Raw genomic sequence first — 20,192 nt, 5'->3', positions numbered from 1 at the left:
GAGGACAGGTGCGGGTCTTCGCCACGGGCGGACGCTGGCTAGTCCAGCAGGGCGCGCTTGAGCGTGTCCAGGCCCACCGACCCGAGCTTCAGGGCCCGGGTGTGGAAGGCCTTCACGTCGAAGTCCTCGCCTTCGCGTGCCGAGAGCTCATCGCGGATCTGCTCCCACAGCCGCTGGCCCACCTTGTAGCTGGGTGCCTGTCCCGGCCATCCCAGGTAGCGGGTGAACTCGAAGTCCAGCTGCCCGGGGGACTCGTCAAAGTTGGCCTTGAGGAATTCGTAGCCCTTCTGCGCCGTCCAGGTGCCTTCGCCCCAGGCTTGGGGGACCTCCAGCTCCAGATGCACGCCGATGTCGAAGACCACGCGGGCCGCGCGCATCCGCTGCGCGTCCAGCATGCCCATGTGGTCGCCCGGGTCATCCAGGTACCCCAGCTGCTGCATCAGCCGCTCCGAGTACAGGGCCCACCCCTCGCCGTGGCCCGAAACCCAGCACAGGTTGCGGCGCCACTTGTTCAGCGTGTCCGCCTGCAGTTGCGCGGTGCCGATCTGCAGGTGGTGGCCCGGAACCCCCTCGTGGTAGACGGTGGTCAGCTCCGACCAGGTGGAGAACTCCTCCTCACCCGGCGGGATTGACCACCACATGCGTCCGGGACGGGAGAAGTCATCGGAGGGCCCGGTGTAGTAGATGCCGCCATCCTCGGTGGGGGCGATCATGCATTCGATGCGGTCCATGGGGGAGGGGATGTCAAAGTGGGTGCCGGCCAGGTCGGCCAGCGCCGCGTCGGCCTTCTGCTGCATCCAGGTGCGCAGCGCCTCGGTGCCCCTGAGCTTGCGCGCAGCATCCTGGTTCAGGACCTGCTTGGCCTCCTCGATCGTGGCCCCGGGCTTGATCTGCGCGGCGACGCGTTTCTGCTCGGCGATGATGCGGGCCAGTTCCTCAACGCCCCAGGCGTAGGTTTCCTCCAGGTCCACTTCCGCGCCCAGGAAGTAGCGTGAAGCCAGGGCGTAGTGTTCGCGGCCGACCGCATCCTTTTCAGGCGCCATGGGCAGCAGCTCCTCGCCCAGTACCTCGGCCAGTGACCGGTAGGCGTCCTTTGCCTGCTTCGCGCCGTCGCCGAGCGCCGGGGCCAGGGACGCGTCCACTGCGGCCCCGGCGGAGGCCAGCTCGTCGAAGAACCCGCCGTCCTTGGCGTAGTCGGTGGCCTGCTCGATCACGATCTTCACCTGCCGGCGGGCGGCGATCTGGCCCTTGGCGGCCGAGTCGCGCAGCGAGGCGATGTAGCCGTCCATGGCGGCCGGGACGTTGGCCAGGCGCTCGGCAATGAAGCGGTAGTCCTGGGAGCTGTCCTGTGGCATCAAATCGAAGATCGCGCGGATCTCCTGCGCCTGGCTGGCGATGTTGTTCAGCTCGGTGCGTCCGGTGGCGATGATTTCCAGCTCCAGGCCGAGCCGTTCGCGCATCGCGTCGAGGGTGACTTCATCGACGGCGTCCTGGGCGGTCAGTGCGTCCAGCTTCTCCAGGGTGGCGGAGGTCAGCTCCGCGTATTTCTGCGTGCCGGCCGGGGAGTAGTCCCCGTAGCGGCTTTCGTAGCCCGGCAGTCCCATCTCGGTTCCGATCTCCGGGAAGAGTTGCAGAACCTGCTCAAAGTATTCGTTGGCCACCTCATCGATGGCGGAGTCGGCGCGGGCCGATGTGTCCTTGGTCATGAGCCAAGCCTAGTGGACGTGAAATATTTGTTGAAGAGTTTTGCCGGACCAATTCCGCCGTTCGTAGCGGGCGCCGGCAATCCCTGTGACGTGGATCGGTTGAGCACATGGCAATGCCCCGCTTCCCTGCGCTGCGGGCGCAGCGCAGGGAAGCGGGGCAGGAAGCCGGTGACCGCGGTGTGAGTCTGCGGGGTTAGCGGCGGGCAATGCTCCATGGAAGCCGCGGAGTGCTCAATGCGCGGCGCTTGCGGATCCGGGTGACCCGTCCGGCCGGGGCCTGCGCGGCACCGTTCTGGTTTGGCTGGGAGCCCATGGCGCTGAGCAGTGCGGTGACCGCCGCCAGTTCCTCCGGGCTCGGATTGCCGCGGGTTACGGTGAGCGCGGCGGTGGCCTGCCGTGTGACGGTGTGCTGTTCCATATCCAGTCCTTCGAACTTTGCTCGGGGCGTCGCTGGGGGTGTAGGCGGGGCCTACAGCGGGATGTTGCCGTGCTTCTTTGGCGGCAGGCTCGCGTGCTTCTCGCGCAGGGCGCGCAGCCCGCGCACCAGCTGCAGGCGGGTGTCGCTCGGGGCGATGACCGCGTCGATGTACCCCAGCTCCGCGGCCTGGTACGGGTTGAGAAGCTCGGCCTCGTAGCCCTCGATGATTTCCCTGCGGCGGGCCTCGACGTCGCCGCCCTCGGCCTGCACCGCCGCCAGGTCGCGGCGGTAGAGGATGTTCACCGCGCCCTGGGCGCCCATCACGCCGATCTGGGCGGTGGGCCAGGCCAGGTTCAGATCCGCGCCGAGCTTCTTGGAGCCCATCACGATGTAGGCTCCGCCGTAGGCCTTGCGGGTGATGACGGTCAGCTTCGGCACGGTGGCCTCGGCGTAGGCGTACAGCAGCTTTGCGCCGCGGCGGATGATGCCCTGGAATTCCTGGTCCTTGCCGGGCAGGAAGCCGGGCACGTCCACCAGGGTCACGATCGGGATGTTGAACGCATCGCAGTTGCGCACGAAGCGGGCGGCCTTTTCCGAGGCCGCGATGTCCAGGGTGCCGGCGAACTGCAGCGGCTGGTTGGCCACGATGCCCACGGTCGCGCCCTCGATGCGTGCGTAGCCGATCATCACGTTCGGGGCGTAGAGCGCCTGCATCTCGAAGAACTGCCCGTCATCTACCACGGATTCGATCACGGTGCGCATGTCGTAGGGCTGGTTGGCGGAGTCCGGAATCAGCGTATCGAGCTGTTCGTCCTCCTCGGTCAGCTCCAGCTCTTCCTCGAATTCGGCCAGCGGCGCGTCGGTGAGGTTCGAGGAGGGCAGGAAGTCCAGCAGTTCCTTGCAGAACTCGATGGCGTCTTCCTCATCCTCGGCCAGGTAGGTGGCGGTGCCGGTGGTGGAGTTGTGCTGACGCGCCCCACCCAGGGTTTCCATGTCCACTTCCTCGCCGGTCACGGTCTTGATGACGTCCGGGCCGGTGATGAACATGTGGCTGGTCTTGTCCACCATGATCACGTAGTCGGTCAGGGCCGGGGAGTACGCGGCGCCCCCGGCGCACGGGCCCATGATCAGGGAGATCTGCGGAACCACGCCCGAGGCGTGCACGTTGTTGCGGAAGATGTCGGCGAACATCGCCAGGGAGGCCACGCCCTCCTGGATGCGCGCGCCGCCGCCGTCGTTGATTCCGACAACCGGGCAGCCGTTGCGGATCGCGAATTCCTGGACCTTGACGATCTTCTCTCCGTTCACCTGCGAGAGCGAGCCGCCGTAGACGGTGAAGTCCTGGGAGTAGACGGCAACCAGGCGGCCATCGACGGTGCCGTAGCCGCAGACCACGCCATCGCCCAGCGGCTTCTTCTTCTCCATGCCAAAGGCGGTGGAGCGGTGCACGGCCAGGGCGTCGAATTCCACGAAGGAGTTCTCATCGAGCAGCATGTCGATGCGTTCGCGGGCGGTGTGCTTGCCACGGGCGTGCTGCTTTTCCACGGCCTCGGGGCCGGAGGGCAGCTGCGCCAGGGCCTCGCGACGGCGGAACTCGGCGAGCTTGCCGGCGGTGGTGGACAGGTCGATCGCTTCATCCGCCTCGGTGCGCCCCTGCGTCATGCCTTCGACTCCCTTGGTTGCCTGGTACGTAAAGTTGTGTAGGAATGGCACAAGAAAAATGCCACCCACGTCAGTCTAACTGGGAAAATGGCGGTCCCGTTTGTAGGAAGCCTACAAAATGCGTTCGTCGAATCCGGCAACAGCGCCAGATTATGTTACTCACCAGTAGCTACGGGGGGCGTTTTCAAGTAATCTGGGTCACATGACTGAAGATTCGCGCAACACCATTAATCCCCAGCCTCAAACCCTGGCAGGCAAGACCATCGTGATGAGCGGCGGCAGCCGTGGCATCGGGCTGTCCATCGCCCTGCAGGCGGCCAAGAACGGGGCCAACCTCGTGCTGCTGTCCAAGACGGACACCCCGCATCCTTCCTTGGAGGGTACCATCCACACCGCCGTGGAGCAGATCAACCAGGCCGGCGGCACCGGGTTGGCCGTGGTCGGGGACGTGCGCAAGGACGAGGACGTGGCCCGGATGGTGGACAGCGCCGTGCAGCGCTTTGGCGGGATCGACATCGTCATCAACAACGCCAGCGCCATCAACCTGGCCAAGACCGATGACGTGGACATGAAGCGCTACGACCTGATGATGGACATCAACGTGCGCGGGGCCTTCCTGCTGTCCAAGACCGCGCTGCCGCACCTGCGCAAGTCCGCCCACCCGCACATCCTGACCCTCTCCCCGCCGTTGAACCTGGATCCGCGCTGGGCCGGGGCCCACCTGGCCTACACCATGAGCAAGTACGGGATGAGCATGACCACCCTGGGCCTGGCCGAGGAGCTGAAGGACGAGGGCATCGGGGTCAACTCCCTGTGGCCGGCCACGCTGATCGACACCGCGGCCATCCGCAACCTGCCCGGAGGCGGAACCATGATCAAGGGGGCGCGCGATGCCCGCATCGTCGCCGAGGCCGCCACCGCCATCCTGGCCAGCGACCCGCGCAGCTGCAGCGGCAACTTCTTCACCGACGAACAGGTGCTCTCCGCGGCGGGGGTCACCGACTTCGACGCCTACGCCACCGACCCGACCAGCCAGCTGGTGCCGGACATCTTCCTCTAAGCGCTGCCAACGCCCGCAGGGCCCCGGCGTGACGCCCACCGCGAAACCCGGCAGCAGCACGGGCGTGCGGGGGTGAGCGGTGGCATAGGCTGGAAGGCATGATGCCTCCCTCCCGCGCGCCACGCGCCGCCCTGGACGCGGCGCGCCTATCCCAGATTGCCCGCGACCTGGGCCTTGACCCGGTGCGGCTGGTGCCTTCCACCGGCTCGACCAACGCGGACCTGGTGCAGGCCGCGGCCGAGGACAGCGCCGGGCACCTGGCGGTGCTGAGCACCGAACACCAGCAGGCGGGCAAGGGGCGCCTGGGCCGCGGCTGGGTGGTGCCGGCCGGCGCGGCGCTGACCGTGAGCATCCTGGTGCGCCCGGTGCCGGCGCTGCCGGTGGAGGCCCTGTCCTGGTACACGATGCTGGCCGCGGCCGCCTGGTGCCAGGCCATCGCCGAACGCACCGGGCTGGCCGCCGGCATCAAATGGCCCAACGACGTGCTGGTCGATTCCCGCAAGGTCTGCGGGATCCTCGCCCAGCTGGCCACCACACCGACCGGACCGGCCGTGGTGGTGGGCACCGGGATGAACGTGGACCAGGACGCCGCCGAGCTGCCGGTGTCCACCGCCACCTCCCTGCGCCTGGCCAGCGGGGAACGGCTGGACCGCACCGAGCTGCTGGGCGCGTACCTGCGTCGCTTCGTGAACCTGGATGCGGCCTTCCGGGCGGTGGGCGGCAACGCGGGCGCACCGCTGGCCAACCAGGGCGGACGCAGCCTGTGCGAACTGGTCGCCGAGTCGCTGGCCACGCTGGGCCAGGACGTGCGCATCGACTACCCGGATGGAACCAGTCTGCAGGCCCGGGCGTTGAACCTGGCAGCGGACGGGGCGCTGCTTGTGCGCGATGAGCACGGCACCGAGCACCGGGTGCTGGCCGGGGACGTGCACCATGTGCGGCGCAGCGACGGGCAGTACGCCTAGGCGGTGCGCCGGCCCCGGAGCCAAACCGGTGGGGGCGCGGGACTAGTATGGAATACGGGACCCCCGGTTTTTCGGGGAACTGCAACCGCTGAAGGCAGGCAGCACAAGGCAAGCGAGGAGGTGCCGGCACGGCCATCATGAAGCTACCGCTACACCAGAACGAGCGCGTGATCATCAAGACCCGTGTGCACTCCCGGGTGCTGCGCCAGCCGTTCATCACCCTGCTGATCCTCACCGGAAGTTTCGCCTTTATCCTCGGCTACCTCTCGCGCCAGCAGCTTCCCGGGTGGATTGCTCCCAACGCCGGGGTGCTTTCTTGGCTGTTCGTGCTGCTGTGGTTCCTGCTGGTGGGCATCTGGTGCGTCGCCCCGTGGATCGGCTGGCTGCGCTCGCGGATCGTGCTGACCACCGAGCGGATCTTGTTCCGCACCCCGCGCAGCGGCGGCCAGCTGCAGTCGGTGGGGCTGTACACGGTGCGCGACCTGCTGGCCCATACCCGCAAGAAGAAGAACCCGGCACAGCGGCCGGGCACGTTGGACGTGGTGCTGAACCACGGCTATGTCAGGATTCCCCATGTTCCGGCGGTGACCTCCTTCCGCCGGCTGGCCATCGAGGCGCTGCAGAACATGGGTGGGAACAACCAAGTGGCCGGACCCTTTGGGACCGCGGCCGGTGAGGGGAATGATCGATGAGCTCCGAGCACACTAGCCCTTCCCGCAGCGAAACCCCGCAGGCGGCCAGTGACGCCGCCCTGGAGGCGCGCACCCAGGCGCTGCCCAAGATCCGCCTGGAGGCCGACCCGATCCAGGAGCTGGCCCAGGCCATGGAGAACCCGCTGCAGGTCCCGGCCCAGGCCCCGGCCGGCATCAAGGAAACCGTTGCCGCCCTGGAACAGCGCCTGCTGGGCGGCAAGCGTGAGTTCAAGCGCCGCGAGGTGGCCGCCGAGGCCGGGATCTCCCTGCTCTCGGCCCGCAAGCTGTGGCGGGCCATGGGCTTCCCGGAGCTGGGGGACGACGAGGTGTTCTTCACCCAGCGCGACGAGGAGGCGCTGAAGTCGATGGTCGGGCTGGTGCGCGAGGGCAAGCTCACCGAGGAAACCGCGATCTCGCTGATGCGCTCGGTGGGGCAGATGACCGACCGGATGGTGGTCTGGCAGGTCGAGGCGCTGATCGAGGACATGGTCACGAACCAGTCGATGAGCGACCGGCAGGCCCGGCGCGAACTGGTCAACATCCTGCCCCAGCTGATCGGCCCGATCGAGGACCTGCTGCTGTATTCGTGGCGGCGCCAGATGAACGCGGCCATCCACCGGCTCTCGGTGCGTGCCGAGGCCGGGGTGGCGGCCTACAACCAGCACAGCGGGGAGGACGACGACGACACCCCGCTGCCGCTGGCCCGCGCCGTCGGCTTCGCCGACCTGGTCTCCTACACCTCGCTCTCGCGCCGCATGAACGAACGCACCCTGGCCCAGCTGGTGCAGCGCTTTGAGGCCAAGAGCGCCGAGATCATCTCGGTGGGCGGCGGCCGGCTGGTGAAGACCATCGGCGACGAAGTGCTCTTCGTGGCCGAAACCCCGCAGGCCGGGGCCCGCATCTCCCTGGCCCTGGCCAAGGAGTTCGAGGCCGACGAGCTGCTGCCCAAGACCCGGGTCGCGGTGGTGTGGGGACGGCTGCTCTCCCGGCTGGGGGACATCTACGGGCCGACCGTGAACCTGGCCGCCCGGCTGACCTCCCTGGCCGAACCGGGCACGGTGCTCACCGACGCGATCACCGCCAATACGTTGCGCAACGACGAACGCTTCGTGCTCACCGCCCAGGAGATCACCTCGGTGCGCGGGTTCGGGGACATCCAGCCCTACCTGCTCTCCGCCGGTGAGGGTGGACGGCTGGTGATCGATTGATGAGCCAGGCCAAATCGGTGGCGGGCTTCGGCCTGGTCGCCGCCGGACGCACCCACGTGGGGATGCGGCGCACCGAGAACCAGGACGCCATCCTGATCACCCCGACCGTGTTCGCGGTGGCCGACGGCATGGGCGGGCACGAGGCCGGGGAGCTGGCCAGCGAACTGGCCACCGAAACCCTGGAGGAGCTGACCTTCTACACCGACCGCACCCCGGAGCACCCGCTGCCCACGGTGCTGGATGTGATCCGCCAGGTGCAGCTGGCCGATGACCGGATCCGCGACGCGCTGGACGCCCGCGGGGGCACCACCCTGTGCGCGCTGCTGCAGGTGCGCGGCAGCGACACCGCCCGGGATTCGGTGACCGCCCCGATCTCGGTGCCGCCGTGGACCGCCAGCTTCAACCGCGAGCAGGCCCGCACCGACGTGATGGAGCGCATCACCCCCGAAATGCTGGCCGAGCACCGCCGCCGCCAGGATGAGCTGAACACCGCAGTGGACAAGCCGCAGCCGGACCTGCTGCTGGTCAACGTGGGCGACTCGCGCGGCTACCGGCTGCGCGGCGGGGTGCTGCAGCAGTTGACCCGGGACCACTCGGCGGTGCAGGAAATGGTTGACGCCGGGCAGATCACCGAGCTGGAGGCCCGCAACCACCCGCACCGCAACCTGATCACCCGTGCCCTGGGCGCCGGGGCGGACAGCCAGCCGGACACCATGGTGCTCAAGGCGCATGCCGGAGACCGCTATCTGCTGTGCTCCGACGGGTTGAGCGGGGAGCTGACCGCCGAGCATCTGCAGGCGCTGCTGCTGTCCTACCAGGACCCGGAAACCGCGGTGGTCGCCCTGCTGCAGGCGGCCCTGGAGGCCGGGGGACGGGATAACATCGCCGTCATCGTCATTGACGTGCTGCCCGCCCCGGACCCGGCCGAGCTGGCCGAAGCCGCGGCGGACCGGGCGCAGCCGGCCCCGCAGGCCACCGATCCGGTACCGCCGGCCCCGGCGTCCACCGAATCGGCGGCGCGGCCCGAAGGGCAGGACGCGGGCTAAACCCGGCGGCCGCTTCCCACCGGCTCAGGCCAGTTGGCTGCGCCCCTCCGGTGTGGGGGCGGCGCCCTGCAGCAGCGCGATGGCCCGGGCGTAGTGCACGGCGTGTTCCGGGTCGGTGCTCTGCTGCAGCCGCTCCAGTAGCCGCAGGGCCGCCTTGCGCCGCTGGTAGGCCACTTCCGAATCCAGTTCCCGCATCAGGTGGCTGCGCTGCTGTTCGCTCAGATCGCTCCACTCCCGCTGCCCGACGGGGCGCCCGGGGTCCGGTCCCGGCCCGGACTGCGCAGGGGACCGGGCGGTGTCGGGCCCCTCTTCGGCGTCCTTGCCGGGCGGCAGGCCACCGGCCGGGTCGGCTTCGTGCTGCCAAACCCCGCTCCGGCGCTCGTCGTGCCCTTCACCCTCGCGTCGTGACCCCATGACACACCCCACTGCAGATCAGGCGCCGGGGCCGTGCCGGCAACGGTCATGCCCCGTCTTTGACTTGGTAGCTCCACGATACCCCGCACCACCGATCAGCAACAGGACCACCGATTCCGGCGCCCGGCTGGGGCTGGTCCCCGCGCCGCAACCGGTGTCCCCGGGATCCGGCGCCGGGGGCAAAACTCCGGGCGCGCGCAGAGCACAGGTGATCTGACTTGGCAGGTGGGGCACAATAAGGGGTGTGAGTGAAAATGCCGTTGCCCCCACCGAAACCAGTTCGGCCCCGCCGGAAGACGTGCGCGCCGCGCATGATGCCCTGGTCGAACAGATCCGCCAGCACCGCGAGGCCTACTACCAGCAGGACGCGCCGCTGATCTCGGACGCCGAATACGATGCGCTGTTTCGCGAACTGCAGCGCATCGAGGGGCAGTACCCGATCCTGGCCGGGCAGGACTCACCCACCCAGGAGGTCGGCGGGGAGGTTTCCGCGGCCTTCGCCCCGGTCACCCACGCCAGCCGGATGTACTCCCTGGAGGACGTGTTCTCCATGCCGGAGCTGGACGCCTGGCTGGAGCGGGCCGAGGCGAACGCGCTGCGCCTGCGCCCGGAGCGCAAGCCCGCCTGGCTGTGCGAGGTGAAGATCGACGGGCTGGCGCTGAACCTGACCTACCGCGACGGCAAGCTGGTGCGCGCCGCGACCCGCGGGGACGGGACCACCGGCGAGGACGTCACCCACAACGCGCTGACCATCGCCGACATCCCCCAGCAGCTCTCCGGCAGCGGCTGGCCCCACGAGTTTGAGGTGCGCGGCGAGGTGTTCATCGCCACGCAGGACTTCAACGCCTACAACGAGTCGCTGATCGAACAGGGCAAGGCCCCGCTGGCCAACCCCCGCAACGCCGCCGCCGGGTCGCTGCGCCAGAAGGACCCGGCGCAGACCGCCAAGCGCCCGCTGCGCATGTTCGTGCACGGGGTGGGGCGCAACGCCGGGCTGGGCATCGCCAACCAGTCCGAAAGCTATGAGCTGATGGCCCGCTGGGGGCTGCCGGTCTCCCCGTATTCGCAGGTGGTCTCCTCGCTGGCCGAGGTCGATGAGTTCATTGCCGAGCACGGGCGCAAGCGCCACGAGCTGGTGCACGACATCGACGGGATCGTGGTGAAGGTCGATGACCTGGCCACCCAGGAGCAGCTGGGCTACACCTCCCGGGTGCCGCGCTGGGCGGTGGCCTACAAGTACCCGCCGGAGGAGGTGCACACCAAGCTGCTGGACATTGCGGTGCAGGTGGGGCGCACCGGCCGGGTCACCCCGTTCGGGGTCATGGAGCCGGTGCTGGTGGCCGGATCCACCGTCGCCCGGGCCACCTTGCACAACCAGGAGGTCGTCAAGGCGAAGAACGTGAAGATCGGGGACACGGTCATCCTGCGCAAGGCCGGGGATGTGATCCCGGAGATCGTCGGACCGGTGCTGGCGCTGCGCGAGGGCAATGAGGAGAACCTGCGCGACTTCGTGATGCCCACCCACTGCCCCAGCTGCGGTGAACCACTGGCCCCGGCCAAGGAATCCGACGTGGACATCCGCTGCCTGAACGCCCAAAGCTGCCCGGCCCAGCTCACCGAGCGGGTGGCGTACCTGGGCAGCCGCAGCGCCCTGGACATTGAGGCGCTGGGCTATGAGGCCGCCGCGGCGCTGACCAGCGGCCCCGGCCAGGACCCGGCCACCCAGGGCGGGATGGTGATCCCGGCCGGGGAAGGGGTGATCAGCAACGAGGCGGAAATCTTCGGCCTCAAGGACCGGCTCGATGAGCTGGCCCAGGTGCGGGTGTGGCGGGAGAAGCGCTCCAAGGGGGAGGGCACCGGGGTGTTCGAACTGGTGCCGTACTTCTTCACCCGCGGCACCAAGGCCAAGCCGCCGGCCCCCACCAAGATGACGCTGAAGCTGTTCGACGAGCTGGAAAAGGCGAAGGACCAGCCGCTGTGGCGGGTGCTGGTGGCCCTGTCCATCCGGCATGTGGGACCCAACGCCTCCCGGGCCCTGGCCACCCGCTACGGGTCGATGGACGAGCTGCTGAAGGTGGTCGACGCCCCCGGCGCCCGCGAGGAGCTGGCGCAGATCGACTCGGTCGGGGCGATCATCGCCGAGGCGGTCGTGGACTGGTTCGCCGTGCCGTGGCACAGGAACATCGTCACCGCCTGGCAGCAGGCCGGGGTGAAGATGCGCGACGAGCTCGATCAGAGCATCGTCAAGCACCTGCAGGGCCAGGCCATCGTGGTCACCGGCACGCTGGAGGAATTCAGCCGCGACACCGCCAAGGAGGCGATCATCGTGCGCGGGGGCAAGGCCACCGGCAGCGTGTCGAAGAAAACCGATTTCCTGGTGGCCGGGCAGGCCGCCGGGTCGAAACTGGACAAGGCCCAGTCCCTGGGCGTCCCGGTGCTGGATGAGGCCGGGTTCAAGGTGCTGCTGGAGCAGGGCCCGGACGCGGCACGAGAAGTCGCCCAGCAGGGCGCGGAAGGTGGGGCATGAACCCGAAGAACCCCGTGGAACACGACCCGCTGGTGCTGCTGGCCCGTCAGGCCGCCGGCGCCGGCGCCCAGGTGCTGGCCCGGCGCGGCGCCCGCGTGCTGGGGGTGGATGAGAAATCCGCGGCCGGTGATTGGGTCACCGACTTTGACCGGTCCGCCGAGGAGGCGATCCGCGCCGCAATCATCACCACCCGGCCGAACGACGCGCTGACCGGGGAGGAATTCGGCTCGCACACCCCGGCCAAGCCCAGCGGCTACCGCTGGAGCATCGACCCACTGGATGGGACCGCGAACTTCGTGCGCGGCGTCCACTACTACGCCTCCTCCGTGGCCGTGTGCCACACCAGCGAGGAAGGGGAGGTGACCTGGCTGGCCGGTGCCATCCAGGCTCCGGCCCTGGGCGCGGAGTACTACGCCGGGCGTGGACTGGGGGCCTGGAAGCAGGACCTGGCCACCCGCACCACCACCCGGCTTTCCGGCCCGCAGCAAACCACCGCCAAGGTGCTGGCCACCGGGTTCGGGTATGACGCCACCCGCCGCCAGTTCCAGGCCCGGGTGCTCGCCGACCTGTTGGAGGACTACGTCAACGTGCGGCGCCTGGGGTCGGCCGCGCTGGATTTGTGCCTGGTGGCCGAGGGCGCGCTCGACGCCTACGCCGAGTACGGCACCCAGGAGTATGACTGGGCCGCCGGGGCACTGATCGCCGAGGAAGCCGGTGTGGCGGTGCACCGCCCCTCCAGCACCCCGGGCTGGCAGTACGCCGGGTACATTGACGCGCAGAAGCTGGGCGAACCCCAGCCGGCCCAGGACTAGGAGCCGCGGCGCAGCGCCACGGCAAACGGCGCCCCTTCGCGCAGGCAAGGCCCGCGGGAAGGGACGCCGTCTTGCATCGGGCGTGGAACCGGCCGAAGGCTAGATCACCAGCGCCTTGGCCGAGTCCTCATAGTATTCGCGGTGCTTCAGGTCGTTGGCCGCCTCCTCGTCAATCACCAGGATCGCGTCCTCGTGCAGCTGCAGCACCGAGGCCGGGCAGGATGCGGCCAGCGGGCCCTCGATCGCCGCGGCAATGGCGCCGGCCTTGACCCGTCCAGTGGCCACCAGGACCAGGCGGCGGGCCTCCAGCACGGTGCCCAGCCCCTGGGTGACGCTGTGGGTGGGGACCTCATCGAGCGACCCGAAGAAGCGGGCATTGTCCGAGCGGGTGCGGGCGGTCAGCCGGGTGACGTGGGTGCGGCTGCGCAGGGCGGTGCCCGGCTCGTTGAACCCGATGTGCCCGTTGGAGCCGATGCCCAGGATCTGCACATCCACCCCGCCGGCGGCGGCGATGGCCGCGTCGTAGGCGGTGGCCGCTTCCTCCAGCACATCCAGGGACTCGGCATCGCCCAGCGGCACGTTCAGGTTCTGCTCCGGCAGGCCCATCACCTGGCAGACCTCGCGGATCAGGGTCTGGCGGTAGGACTGCACGTGGTCGGAGGGCAGACCCACGTACTCATCCAGGGCGAAGCCGGTGGCCTGGGACAGGTCCAGTTCGCCCTTGGCGACGTAGTCGGCCAGTTCGCTGTACAGGCCCAGCGGAGAGGAACCGGTGGCCAGCCCGAGGACCGGTGCCCGGTCGCTGGCATAGCGCTGGAAACCCTCAAGGACGGCGGTGGCGGCGAGGCGTGCAACCTCGTCAGGGGAGGAACCGATGAGTACCTTCAATGCGTTCTTCCTTTGAAACTTGGTGACGAAAGTGTCATATCCGACGAATGATTGTGCGTCCAAGGTTCCCGAGACGACGGTGTCCCCAGCACCCTGCGTGCCTGGCACGCACTGAACCCATTACCAATAATGTTACGGGTTTTTCGGTGGTGGCGACGTCGCGTTTTCTGCCGCCAGACCCTTGTCCTGCCCGTGGGGGCACCCCATGGGGTGTGCGGGTTGCACCGTTCTTTTCCGTCCGCGCTCGGTGGTTCGGCCCGCGCCGGCGGGTGTGGCTCTGTCCAAGTTTTTCCTTGCCAGAGCCCGGTTCTTCCCGAGGTTTCGCCCCGGCCGGACGCCGCGGGGGAGCCCGGCTGCCGCCGGGGTCCGGGGGGCCGGGGCCGGGGGCCGGGGGCCGGGGCCGGGCGGTGTGCCGGTGGCCGTGGAACGCCGAACTTATTACCGGCGCAGCGCACTTTATGTCTGCGCACCGGTACCGGCCTGCCAGGTATCGGGGTGCCATGGCGCTGCGGGCCCGCGGTGCGGCAGGGCGGCGCCCAGCGCTTCTGAGAAGAAGAGCTTCATAGCGTGTTCCACACTCTGGATCACGCCAACATCCCTGCGCATCAAAGAGGTCGACGCGCTACACCGGGGGTGAAGTTGGCAACAAAGCGGGCTTGACTGGTCACCGGCAGTGCCGCGGGGCTGTCACACTGGGAAGGATGACTTGCCAAACTCTTCCCGCCGCCACCGAATTGGAGATCACCGAGGCCACCGCCGAGGATTACCAGCGCATCGGTGATATCACCGTTGACGCGTACCTGGACGCCGGGCACTTCGATGACCCGAACCACGAGTACCTGCAGTTCGTGCGCCAGGTTGCCAAGCGCCACGAGCACTGCACCATCCTGGTCGCCAAGCGCGACGGGCACGTCATCGCCAGCATGTCGCTGATGCAGCACGGCAACGAATACGCCGACATCGCCCTGCCGGGGGAGCTGGAGATCCGCATGCTCAGCGTGGACCCCACCGTGCAGCGCAGCGGCGCCGGCAAGGCGATGGTCGCTGCGGCCCTGGCCCACGCCCGCAGCCTGGACCGGGTGCACACCGTCTCACTGACCACCGGCGGTCACTGGGTCGCCGCGCGCGGGCTCTACGAGAAGCTGGGCTTCACCCACCGCGAGGAACGCGACTGGTTCGTCCCGGACACCGACATTCGCCTGGTGGTCTACACCTACGGGCTCTAGGCCGCGTCCGCGGCATTGCCCCCACCGGTGTTTCTTGGAACACTGTGGCCATGGGAATCATTTACGCCACCACCATGGATCCGACCAAGACCGAGCTGCTGACCTCCTGGCTGCCGCAGCAGGACTTCTTTAGCGGGACCGCGCGCCCGCAGCTGGACACCGTGGGCGGGTTCCGCCTGGAGGACCCCGCCGGGCAGGTCGGCATGGAATTCATCATCGCCCTGGACCGGCAGGACGGAACCGTCTACCACCTGCCGCTGAGCTACCGCGGCGAACCGCTGGAGGGCGGGCAGGACCACCTGCTGGGCACCAGCCAGCACGGGGTGCTGGGCCTGCGCTACGTCTACGACGCCGAGCACGACCCCACCTGGCAGCAGTGCGTGCGTGACCTGTTCGCCGGGCTGAGCGTGCCGCAGCACCAGAACAACTCGGACACCGACGAGCCGCGGGTCACTGTGGAGGGCGGGATGGACACCACCGGTTCCGGCACCATCGGCATTGAACGCCGCCCGCGGCCCGGGGCCGGCACCGGACACTACCTCAGCGCCGAATGGGTGGATGGCGCCGGGGCCACACAGCGTGGTGCGGTATTGCGCATGGCGTAATGCGGCGCACCACATCTGGGCTTTGCCCTGCGGCCCAGGGGCTAGAATTGGAGGAGAAATCCAACCGCCCACCCTAGGGAGATATATGTCTGCCATCAGCCGTGAGGACGTTGTGCACCTGGCACGCCTGGCTCACATCGAGATGAGCGACGCAGAGCTGGACAAGATGACCGGTGAACTCGGCGTGATCGTCGATGCCATCGCCTCTGTCAGCGAAGTCGCATCCTCCGACATCCCGGCCACCAGCCACCCGATCCCGCTGACCAACGTCATGCGCGAGGACGTGGTGGGCCAGACCCTGTCGATCGACGAGGTCCTGGCCAACGCACCGGACTCCGATCAGGACCGCTTCAAGGTCCCGGCAATCCTGGATGGTGAATAAGGACATGAACCAGATCATCAAGCTCTCCGCCACCGAACTGGCCGCCAAGCTGCGCGCCGGGGAAGTCACCTCCGTCCAGGCGCTCCAGGCGCACCTGGAGCGCATTGCCGAGGTTGACCCCACCCTGAATGCGTTCCTGCACGTGAACGCGGAAGAGGCGCTGGCCGTGGCCGCCGAGGTCGACGCAATCCGCGCCGCCGGCGGGGCCGAGTCCGAGGCGCTGCACCCGCTGGCCGGCGTGCCGATCGCCATCAAGGACCTGATCGTCACCAAGGGCCAGCCCACCACCGCCGCCTCGAAGATGCTCGAAGGCTGGATGAGCCCGTACGACGCGACCGTGATCGAAAAGATCCGCGCCGCGAAGCTGCCGATGCTGGGCAAGACCAACCTGGACGAATTCGCGATGGGCTCCTCCACCGAGCACTCCGCCTACGGGGTCACCCGCAACCCGTGGGACCTAAACCGCATCCCGGGCGGCTCCGGCGGCGGCTCGGCTGCGGCGGTCGCCTCCTTCGAGGCCCCGCTGGCGCTGGGCACCGACACCGGCGGTTCGATCCGCCAGCCCGGCGCGGTCACCGGCACCGTGGGGGTGAAGCCCACCTACGGCGCGGTCTCCCGCTATGGGGCCATTGCCATGGCCTCCTCCCTGGACCAGATCGGCCCGGTCTCGCGCACGGTGCTGGACTCGGCCCACCTGCAGGAGCTGATTGGCGGGCACGACCCGAAGGACTCCACCTCCCTGCCCGACGCCCTGCAGGGCCTGGTGGCCGCCGCCGAATCCGGCGCCGCCGGAGACCTGTCCGGGCTGCGCATCGGGGTCATCAACGAACTGCAGGGCGAGGGCTACCAGGCCGGCGTGCAGGCCCGCTTCGAGGAATCGCTGCAGCTGCTGCGCGAGGCCGGGGCCCAGATCGTGGAGGTCTCTTGCCCGAACTTCAAGTACGCGCTGGGCGCCTACTACCTGATCATGCCCTCGGAGGTCTCCTCCAACCTGGCCAAGTTCGACGGCGTGCGCTACGGCAACCGGGTGTTGCCCGAGGACGGTGCGCTGACCATCGAACGCGTCATGGGCGCCACCCGCGCCGCCGGATTCGGTGACGAGGTCAAGCGCCGCATCGTGCTGGGCACCTACGCGCTGTCGGCCGGCTACTACGACGCCTACTACGGTTCGGCGCAGAAGATCCGCACCCTGATCCAGCGCGACTTCACCGCCGCGTTCGAGCAGGCCGACGTGCTGATCTCCCCGACCGCACCGACCGTCGCCTTCGAACTGGGCGCGAAGACCGACGACCCGCTGGCCATGTACCTGAACGACGTGGCCACCATCCCGGCGAACCTGGCCGGGGTTCCGGGCATCACCGTGCCCGGCGGGCTGAGCGAGGGGCTGCCGGTGGGCATCCAGTTCCTGGCCCCCGCGTTCGAGGACGCCCGCCTCTACCGTGCCGGCGCCGCGCTGGAGGCCCTGCTGGAAAAGCAGTGGGGCCACTCGCTGATCTCGCAGGCACCCGCCATTGACACCGACTCGATCGCCCAGAAGGCCTAGGGGGAGAGCATGATCACCGAAGAACTCGTAGACTTCGACGTCGCACTGGAAAAGTACGACCCGGTACTGGGCTTCGAGGTGCACGTCGAACTGAACACCAAGACCAAGATGTTCTCCGACGCGCCCAACGCCTTTGGCGATGAGCCGAACACCAACGTCACCCCCGTGGACCTGGGCCTGCCCGGCGTGCTGCCGGTCGTGAACAAGACCGCGGTGGAATACTCCATCCTCATCGGCCTGGCCCTGAACTGCCAGATCGCCGAGAAGTGCGGTTTTGCCCGGAAGAACTACTTCTACCCGGACACCCCGAAGAACTTCCAGACCTCCCAGTACGATGACCCGATCGCCCACGACGGCTGGCTGGACATCGAGTTGGAGGACGGGGAGGTCTTCCGCGTCGAGATCGAGCGCGCGCACATGGAGGAGGATGCCGGCAAGCTGACCCACATGGGCGGGGCCGCCGGGCGCATCCAGGGCGCCGACTACTCGCTGGTGGACTACAACCGCGCCGGCGTGCCGCTGGTGGAGATCGTCACCAAGCCGATCGTCGGGGCCGGTGCCCGCGCCCCGGAGCTGGCCCGCGCCTACGTCGCGGCGATCCGCGAGATCGTCAAGAACCTGGGTGTCTCCGATGCCCGCATGGAGCGCGGCAACGTGCGCTGCGACGCGAACGTCTCGCTGATGCCCAAGGGGGCGGAGAAGTTCGGCACCCGCACCGAGACCAAGAACGTGAACTCGCTGCGCGCCGTGGAGCACGCGGTGCGCTTCGAGATCGAACGCCACGCCGCGGTGCTGGATTCGGGCCAGAAGATCGTGCAGGAAACCCGCCACTGGCATGAGGACACCCGCTCGACCACCTCGGGCCGCCCGAAGTCGGACGCGGATGACTACCGCTACTTCCCGGAACCGGACCTGGTCCCCATCGTGACCACCGCGGACTGGATCGAGCAGCTGCGCTCCCGACTGCCCGAACCGCCGGCCGAGCGCCGCAAGCGGCTGAAGGCCGAATGGGGTTACGCGGAAAAGGAATTCCGCGACGTGGTCAACGCCGGGGTGCTCGATGAAATCGAGGCAACCATTGCCGCCGGGGCCACCGCCGCGGTCGCCCGCAAGTGGTGGATGGGCGAGATCGCCCGCCTGGCCAAGGCCGCGGACAAGGAAATCGCCGAGGTTGGCGTCACGCCGGAAACCATCGTCGAGATCGACCAGCTGATCCAGGGCAAGAAGATCAACGACAAGATTGCCCGCCAGGTGCTCGAGTACGTGCTGGCCGGGGAAGGCACCCCCAGCCAGATCGTCGAGCAGCGTTCGCTGGCGATCGTGAACGATGACGCGGCGCTGGGCAAGGCCGTGGATGACGCGATCGCCGCGATGCCCGACGTGGTCGAGAAGATCAAGGGCGGCAAGATGCAGGCCATCGGTGCGCTGATGGGCCCGGTCATGAAGGCGACCCGCGGGCAGGCCGACGCCGGCCGCGTGCGTGAACTGGTCATGGAGAAGCTGGGACTCTAGTCTCCAGCCACCGAGCAAGGCATCGCGCCTGCATCCCCGAACGCGGGGGGTGCAGGCGCGATGCCTATTTTGCCCGCTTCCTGGTACTCATCCGGTGCCGTGACCGATGTGAGGCCGCTGCCGGATACCGCGCCGGGGCAGTCCGCCCGCCCCGCTCGTGGCGCCAATGTCCGGCCGCTGGGCTGTGCGCCCGGTCCATGCCGCGGGCGCTTTGCTCACGGTTCGCCGCGCACGCCAGTGGCCACCTCGTTGAACGCAACAGCGACGGCCAGGGTTTTCACTGACCGGCCCCAGCGTACGCCGGCCGCGGCCGTGGTGGGCGTGCGATCCTGCACGTGGATGAGGGGACCGCGGCCCCTGGGAAAGCTGATCGTGGTTGGGCTGGGGACAGTACGTGAAGCGCGGCCGGCTGTGGCGTCTCTTGGGCGGGGGTTGGCGGGAGCCATCGCCCCGCTCCCCGGTGGGTGGGCGCAGGTGGAGGCACTACGATGAAAACCATGACTGCAGGCCGTTTCACCCCGCCGGGTGCGCCCGAGGCCGAAGTGCGCATCGACCGCTGCCTGGTGCAAGAGCTGCTCCGCGGGCAGGCACCGCAGTGGGCCGAATTGCCGGTGGCATACTTTGCCAGCGGGTGGGACAACGAGATCTACCGGCTGGGTCCGCGGCACCTCATCCGCCTGCCGCGCCGTGCCCAGGCCGAGCGGATCGGCACACAGGAACGCGCCTGGCTGGCCCGGCTGGCCGCCGACACGGGCCTAAGCCCGGGGCTGGCGCTGCATGTAGGGCACCCCACCGCAACCTACCCGTTCACCTTCTCCATCGTCCCCTTCGTCCCGGGGGTCAGCGCGGCGGGCCTGCCGCGCGCAGAGCGCGACGCCTACGCCCCGGCCCTGGCCGACTACCTCCGGGCATTGCACGTCCCCGCCCCCGCGCAGGCGCCGACCAGCAACTTCCGCGGTCTTGCCCTGCGGGAGCTCGATGGCGCCACCCGCGCGCTGTTGCCGCGGCTGCCGGCAGGACGACGACCGGCCGCCGCAGCGATCTGGGCGGCCGCGCTGCAGTCCGCGGATCATGCCGGCGCGCCGCGGTGGCTGCACGGGGACCCGCACCCGCACAACACCATCGTGCGCCGCGCCGCCACCGGGTACCGCTTCGCGGCCCTCGTGGATTTCGGGGATCTGTGCGCCGGGGATCCGGCCTCGGACCTGGGCATGCTGTGGCTGCATTTCGGGTCCACCGCACGAACCCGGGCCCTGGAACGCTACGGGGTGAGCGACGGGGAGGACCTGTGGCACCGTGCGCGGGGCTGGGCGTTGCGCTACGGGCTGCTCCTCTGCCAGCTCGACCCGGTGGACCCCTTGGAGCGCATCGGGCGGGAAAGCCTGGACCTGCTGCTCTCCGCCGGCCGATAGCTGGATTCGCCGCTTGCGCCAACCGTGAATCACGAACGTGACTTGTAATGATCTACCCGGGCGCCGCGGGGCATCGGTCCTGCGGTGCCGTGGCGGGCCGGTGGTCAATTGTTA

The 20,192-nt window shown here is 68.8% G+C and carries 18 protein-coding genes; 13 read left to right on the top strand and 5 right to left on the bottom strand.

What is annotated here, in order from left to right:
- Window positions 1–38: 38 nt before the first annotated feature.
- The 3 genes from FDN03_RS06760 to FDN03_RS06750 all read right to left on the bottom strand — a co-directional run bounded on the left by FDN03_RS06760 (window position 39) and on the right by FDN03_RS06750 (window position 3,786).
- Window positions 39–1,706: a DUF885 domain-containing protein gene (locus tag FDN03_RS06760; protein ID WP_138175313.1), complete on the bottom strand. Its 1,668-nt coding sequence runs from the start codon at window positions 1,704–1,706 to the stop codon at window positions 39–41.
- Between the two features lie 193 nt (window positions 1,707–1,899).
- On the bottom strand, window positions 1,900–2,124 hold the full coding sequence (locus tag FDN03_RS06755) for an acyl-CoA carboxylase subunit epsilon (protein ID WP_138175311.1): 225 nt from the start codon (window positions 2,122–2,124) through the stop codon (window positions 1,900–1,902).
- 51 nt (window positions 2,125–2,175) lie between these two features.
- A complete protein-coding gene (locus FDN03_RS06750) occupies window positions 2,176–3,786 on the bottom strand; it encodes an acyl-CoA carboxylase subunit beta (protein ID WP_138175309.1) in 1,611 nt (536 codons plus the stop codon).
- 202 nt (window positions 3,787–3,988) lie between these two features.
- Here FDN03_RS06750 and FDN03_RS06745 point away from each other — a divergent pair, with 202 nt between their 5' ends.
- From FDN03_RS06745 to FDN03_RS06725, 5 genes are all read left to right on the top strand, one after another.
- Window positions 3,989–4,846, top strand: a complete 858-nt coding sequence (locus tag FDN03_RS06745) for an NAD(P)-dependent oxidoreductase (RefSeq protein ID WP_138175307.1) — start codon at window positions 3,989–3,991, stop codon at window positions 4,844–4,846.
- Between the two features lie 98 nt (window positions 4,847–4,944).
- A complete protein-coding gene (locus tag FDN03_RS06740; protein WP_138175305.1) occupies window positions 4,945–5,811 on the top strand; it encodes a biotin--[acetyl-CoA-carboxylase] ligase in 867 nt (288 codons plus the stop codon).
- Window positions 5,812–5,948: 137 nt separating this feature from the next.
- Window positions 5,949–6,503: a hypothetical protein gene (locus FDN03_RS06735; RefSeq protein WP_054821906.1), complete on the top strand. Its 555-nt coding sequence runs from the start codon at window positions 5,949–5,951 to the stop codon at window positions 6,501–6,503.
- Window positions 6,500–7,711: an adenylate/guanylate cyclase domain-containing protein gene (locus FDN03_RS06730; RefSeq protein WP_138175303.1), complete on the top strand. Its 1,212-nt coding sequence runs from the start codon at window positions 6,500–6,502 to the stop codon at window positions 7,709–7,711. The genes FDN03_RS06735 and FDN03_RS06730 overlap by 4 nt, the downstream gene beginning before the upstream one ends.
- Complete coding sequence (locus tag FDN03_RS06725; RefSeq protein ID WP_138175301.1) at window positions 7,711–8,757, top strand: protein phosphatase 2C domain-containing protein; 1,047 nt, start codon at window positions 7,711–7,713, stop codon at window positions 8,755–8,757. The genes FDN03_RS06730 and FDN03_RS06725 overlap by 1 nt, the downstream gene beginning before the upstream one ends.
- 24 nt (window positions 8,758–8,781) lie before the next feature.
- On the opposite strand, the gene FDN03_RS06720 is transcribed toward FDN03_RS06725, so the two are convergent.
- On the bottom strand, window positions 8,782–9,171 hold the full coding sequence (locus FDN03_RS06720) for a hypothetical protein (RefSeq protein ID WP_138175299.1): 390 nt from the start codon (window positions 9,169–9,171) through the stop codon (window positions 8,782–8,784).
- 244 nt (window positions 9,172–9,415) lie between these two features.
- Here FDN03_RS06720 and ligA point away from each other — a divergent pair, with 244 nt between their 5' ends.
- Both ligA and FDN03_RS06710 read left to right on the top strand, forming a co-directional pair.
- Window positions 9,416–11,698 carry an NAD-dependent DNA ligase LigA gene (ligA, locus tag FDN03_RS06715; protein WP_138175297.1) on the top strand — a complete coding sequence of 761 codons (2,283 nt, stop codon included), beginning with the start codon at window positions 9,416–9,418 and terminating at the stop codon, window positions 11,696–11,698.
- Complete coding sequence (locus FDN03_RS06710; protein WP_138175295.1) at window positions 11,695–12,510, top strand: inositol monophosphatase family protein; 816 nt, start codon at window positions 11,695–11,697, stop codon at window positions 12,508–12,510. Before ligA ends, FDN03_RS06710 begins: the two co-directional genes overlap by 4 nt.
- A gap of 99 nt (window positions 12,511–12,609) precedes the next feature.
- Here FDN03_RS06710 and FDN03_RS06705 read toward each other — a convergent pair whose 3' ends face one another.
- Window positions 12,610–13,398, bottom strand: a complete 789-nt coding sequence (locus FDN03_RS06705; protein ID WP_138175293.1) for a glucosamine-6-phosphate deaminase — start codon at window positions 13,396–13,398, stop codon at window positions 12,610–12,612.
- A gap of 701 nt (window positions 13,399–14,099) precedes the next feature.
- On the opposite strand from FDN03_RS06705, the gene FDN03_RS06700 reads away from it, so the two are divergent.
- The 6 genes from FDN03_RS06700 to FDN03_RS06675 all read left to right on the top strand — a co-directional run bounded on the left by FDN03_RS06700 (window position 14,100) and on the right by FDN03_RS06675 (window position 20,078).
- Entirely contained in the window at window positions 14,100–14,624 is a 525-nt protein-coding gene (locus FDN03_RS06700; RefSeq protein ID WP_138175291.1) for a GNAT family N-acetyltransferase, read from the top strand.
- Between the two features lie 50 nt (window positions 14,625–14,674).
- Window positions 14,675–15,229 (top strand): 1,4-alpha-glucan branching protein, encoded by a 555-nt coding sequence (locus FDN03_RS06695; RefSeq protein WP_138175289.1) that lies wholly within the window; start codon window positions 14,675–14,677, stop codon window positions 15,227–15,229.
- Window positions 15,230–15,314: 85 nt separating this feature from the next.
- A complete protein-coding gene (gene gatC / locus FDN03_RS06690) occupies window positions 15,315–15,611 on the top strand; it encodes an Asp-tRNA(Asn)/Glu-tRNA(Gln) amidotransferase subunit GatC (protein WP_054822085.1) in 297 nt (98 codons plus the stop codon).
- Window positions 15,612–15,615: 4 nt separating this feature from the next.
- Window positions 15,616–17,154 carry an Asp-tRNA(Asn)/Glu-tRNA(Gln) amidotransferase subunit GatA gene (gatA, locus tag FDN03_RS06685; RefSeq protein WP_171021153.1) on the top strand — a complete coding sequence of 513 codons (1,539 nt, stop codon included), beginning with the start codon at window positions 15,616–15,618 and terminating at the stop codon, window positions 17,152–17,154.
- 9 nt (window positions 17,155–17,163) lie between these two features.
- The gene (gene gatB / locus FDN03_RS06680) at window positions 17,164–18,666 is read left to right on the top strand and encodes an Asp-tRNA(Asn)/Glu-tRNA(Gln) amidotransferase subunit GatB (RefSeq protein WP_138175287.1); all 1,503 of its coding nucleotides are present in this window, start codon (window positions 17,164–17,166) and stop codon (window positions 18,664–18,666) included.
- A 497-nt stretch (window positions 18,667–19,163) separates the two neighbouring features.
- Window positions 19,164–20,078 (top strand): phosphotransferase, encoded by a 915-nt coding sequence (locus FDN03_RS06675; protein WP_171021152.1) that lies wholly within the window; start codon window positions 19,164–19,166, stop codon window positions 20,076–20,078.
- Window positions 20,079–20,192 lie beyond the last annotated feature (114 nt).

Source organism: Glutamicibacter sp. V16R2B1 (assembly GCF_005774635.1).
Taxonomy (GTDB): Bacteria; Actinomycetota; Actinomycetes; order Actinomycetales; family Micrococcaceae; genus Glutamicibacter; species Glutamicibacter creatinolyticus.
Note: the sequence above shows the minus strand (reverse complement) of the source record. Positions and strands in the feature narration are given on the sequence as shown.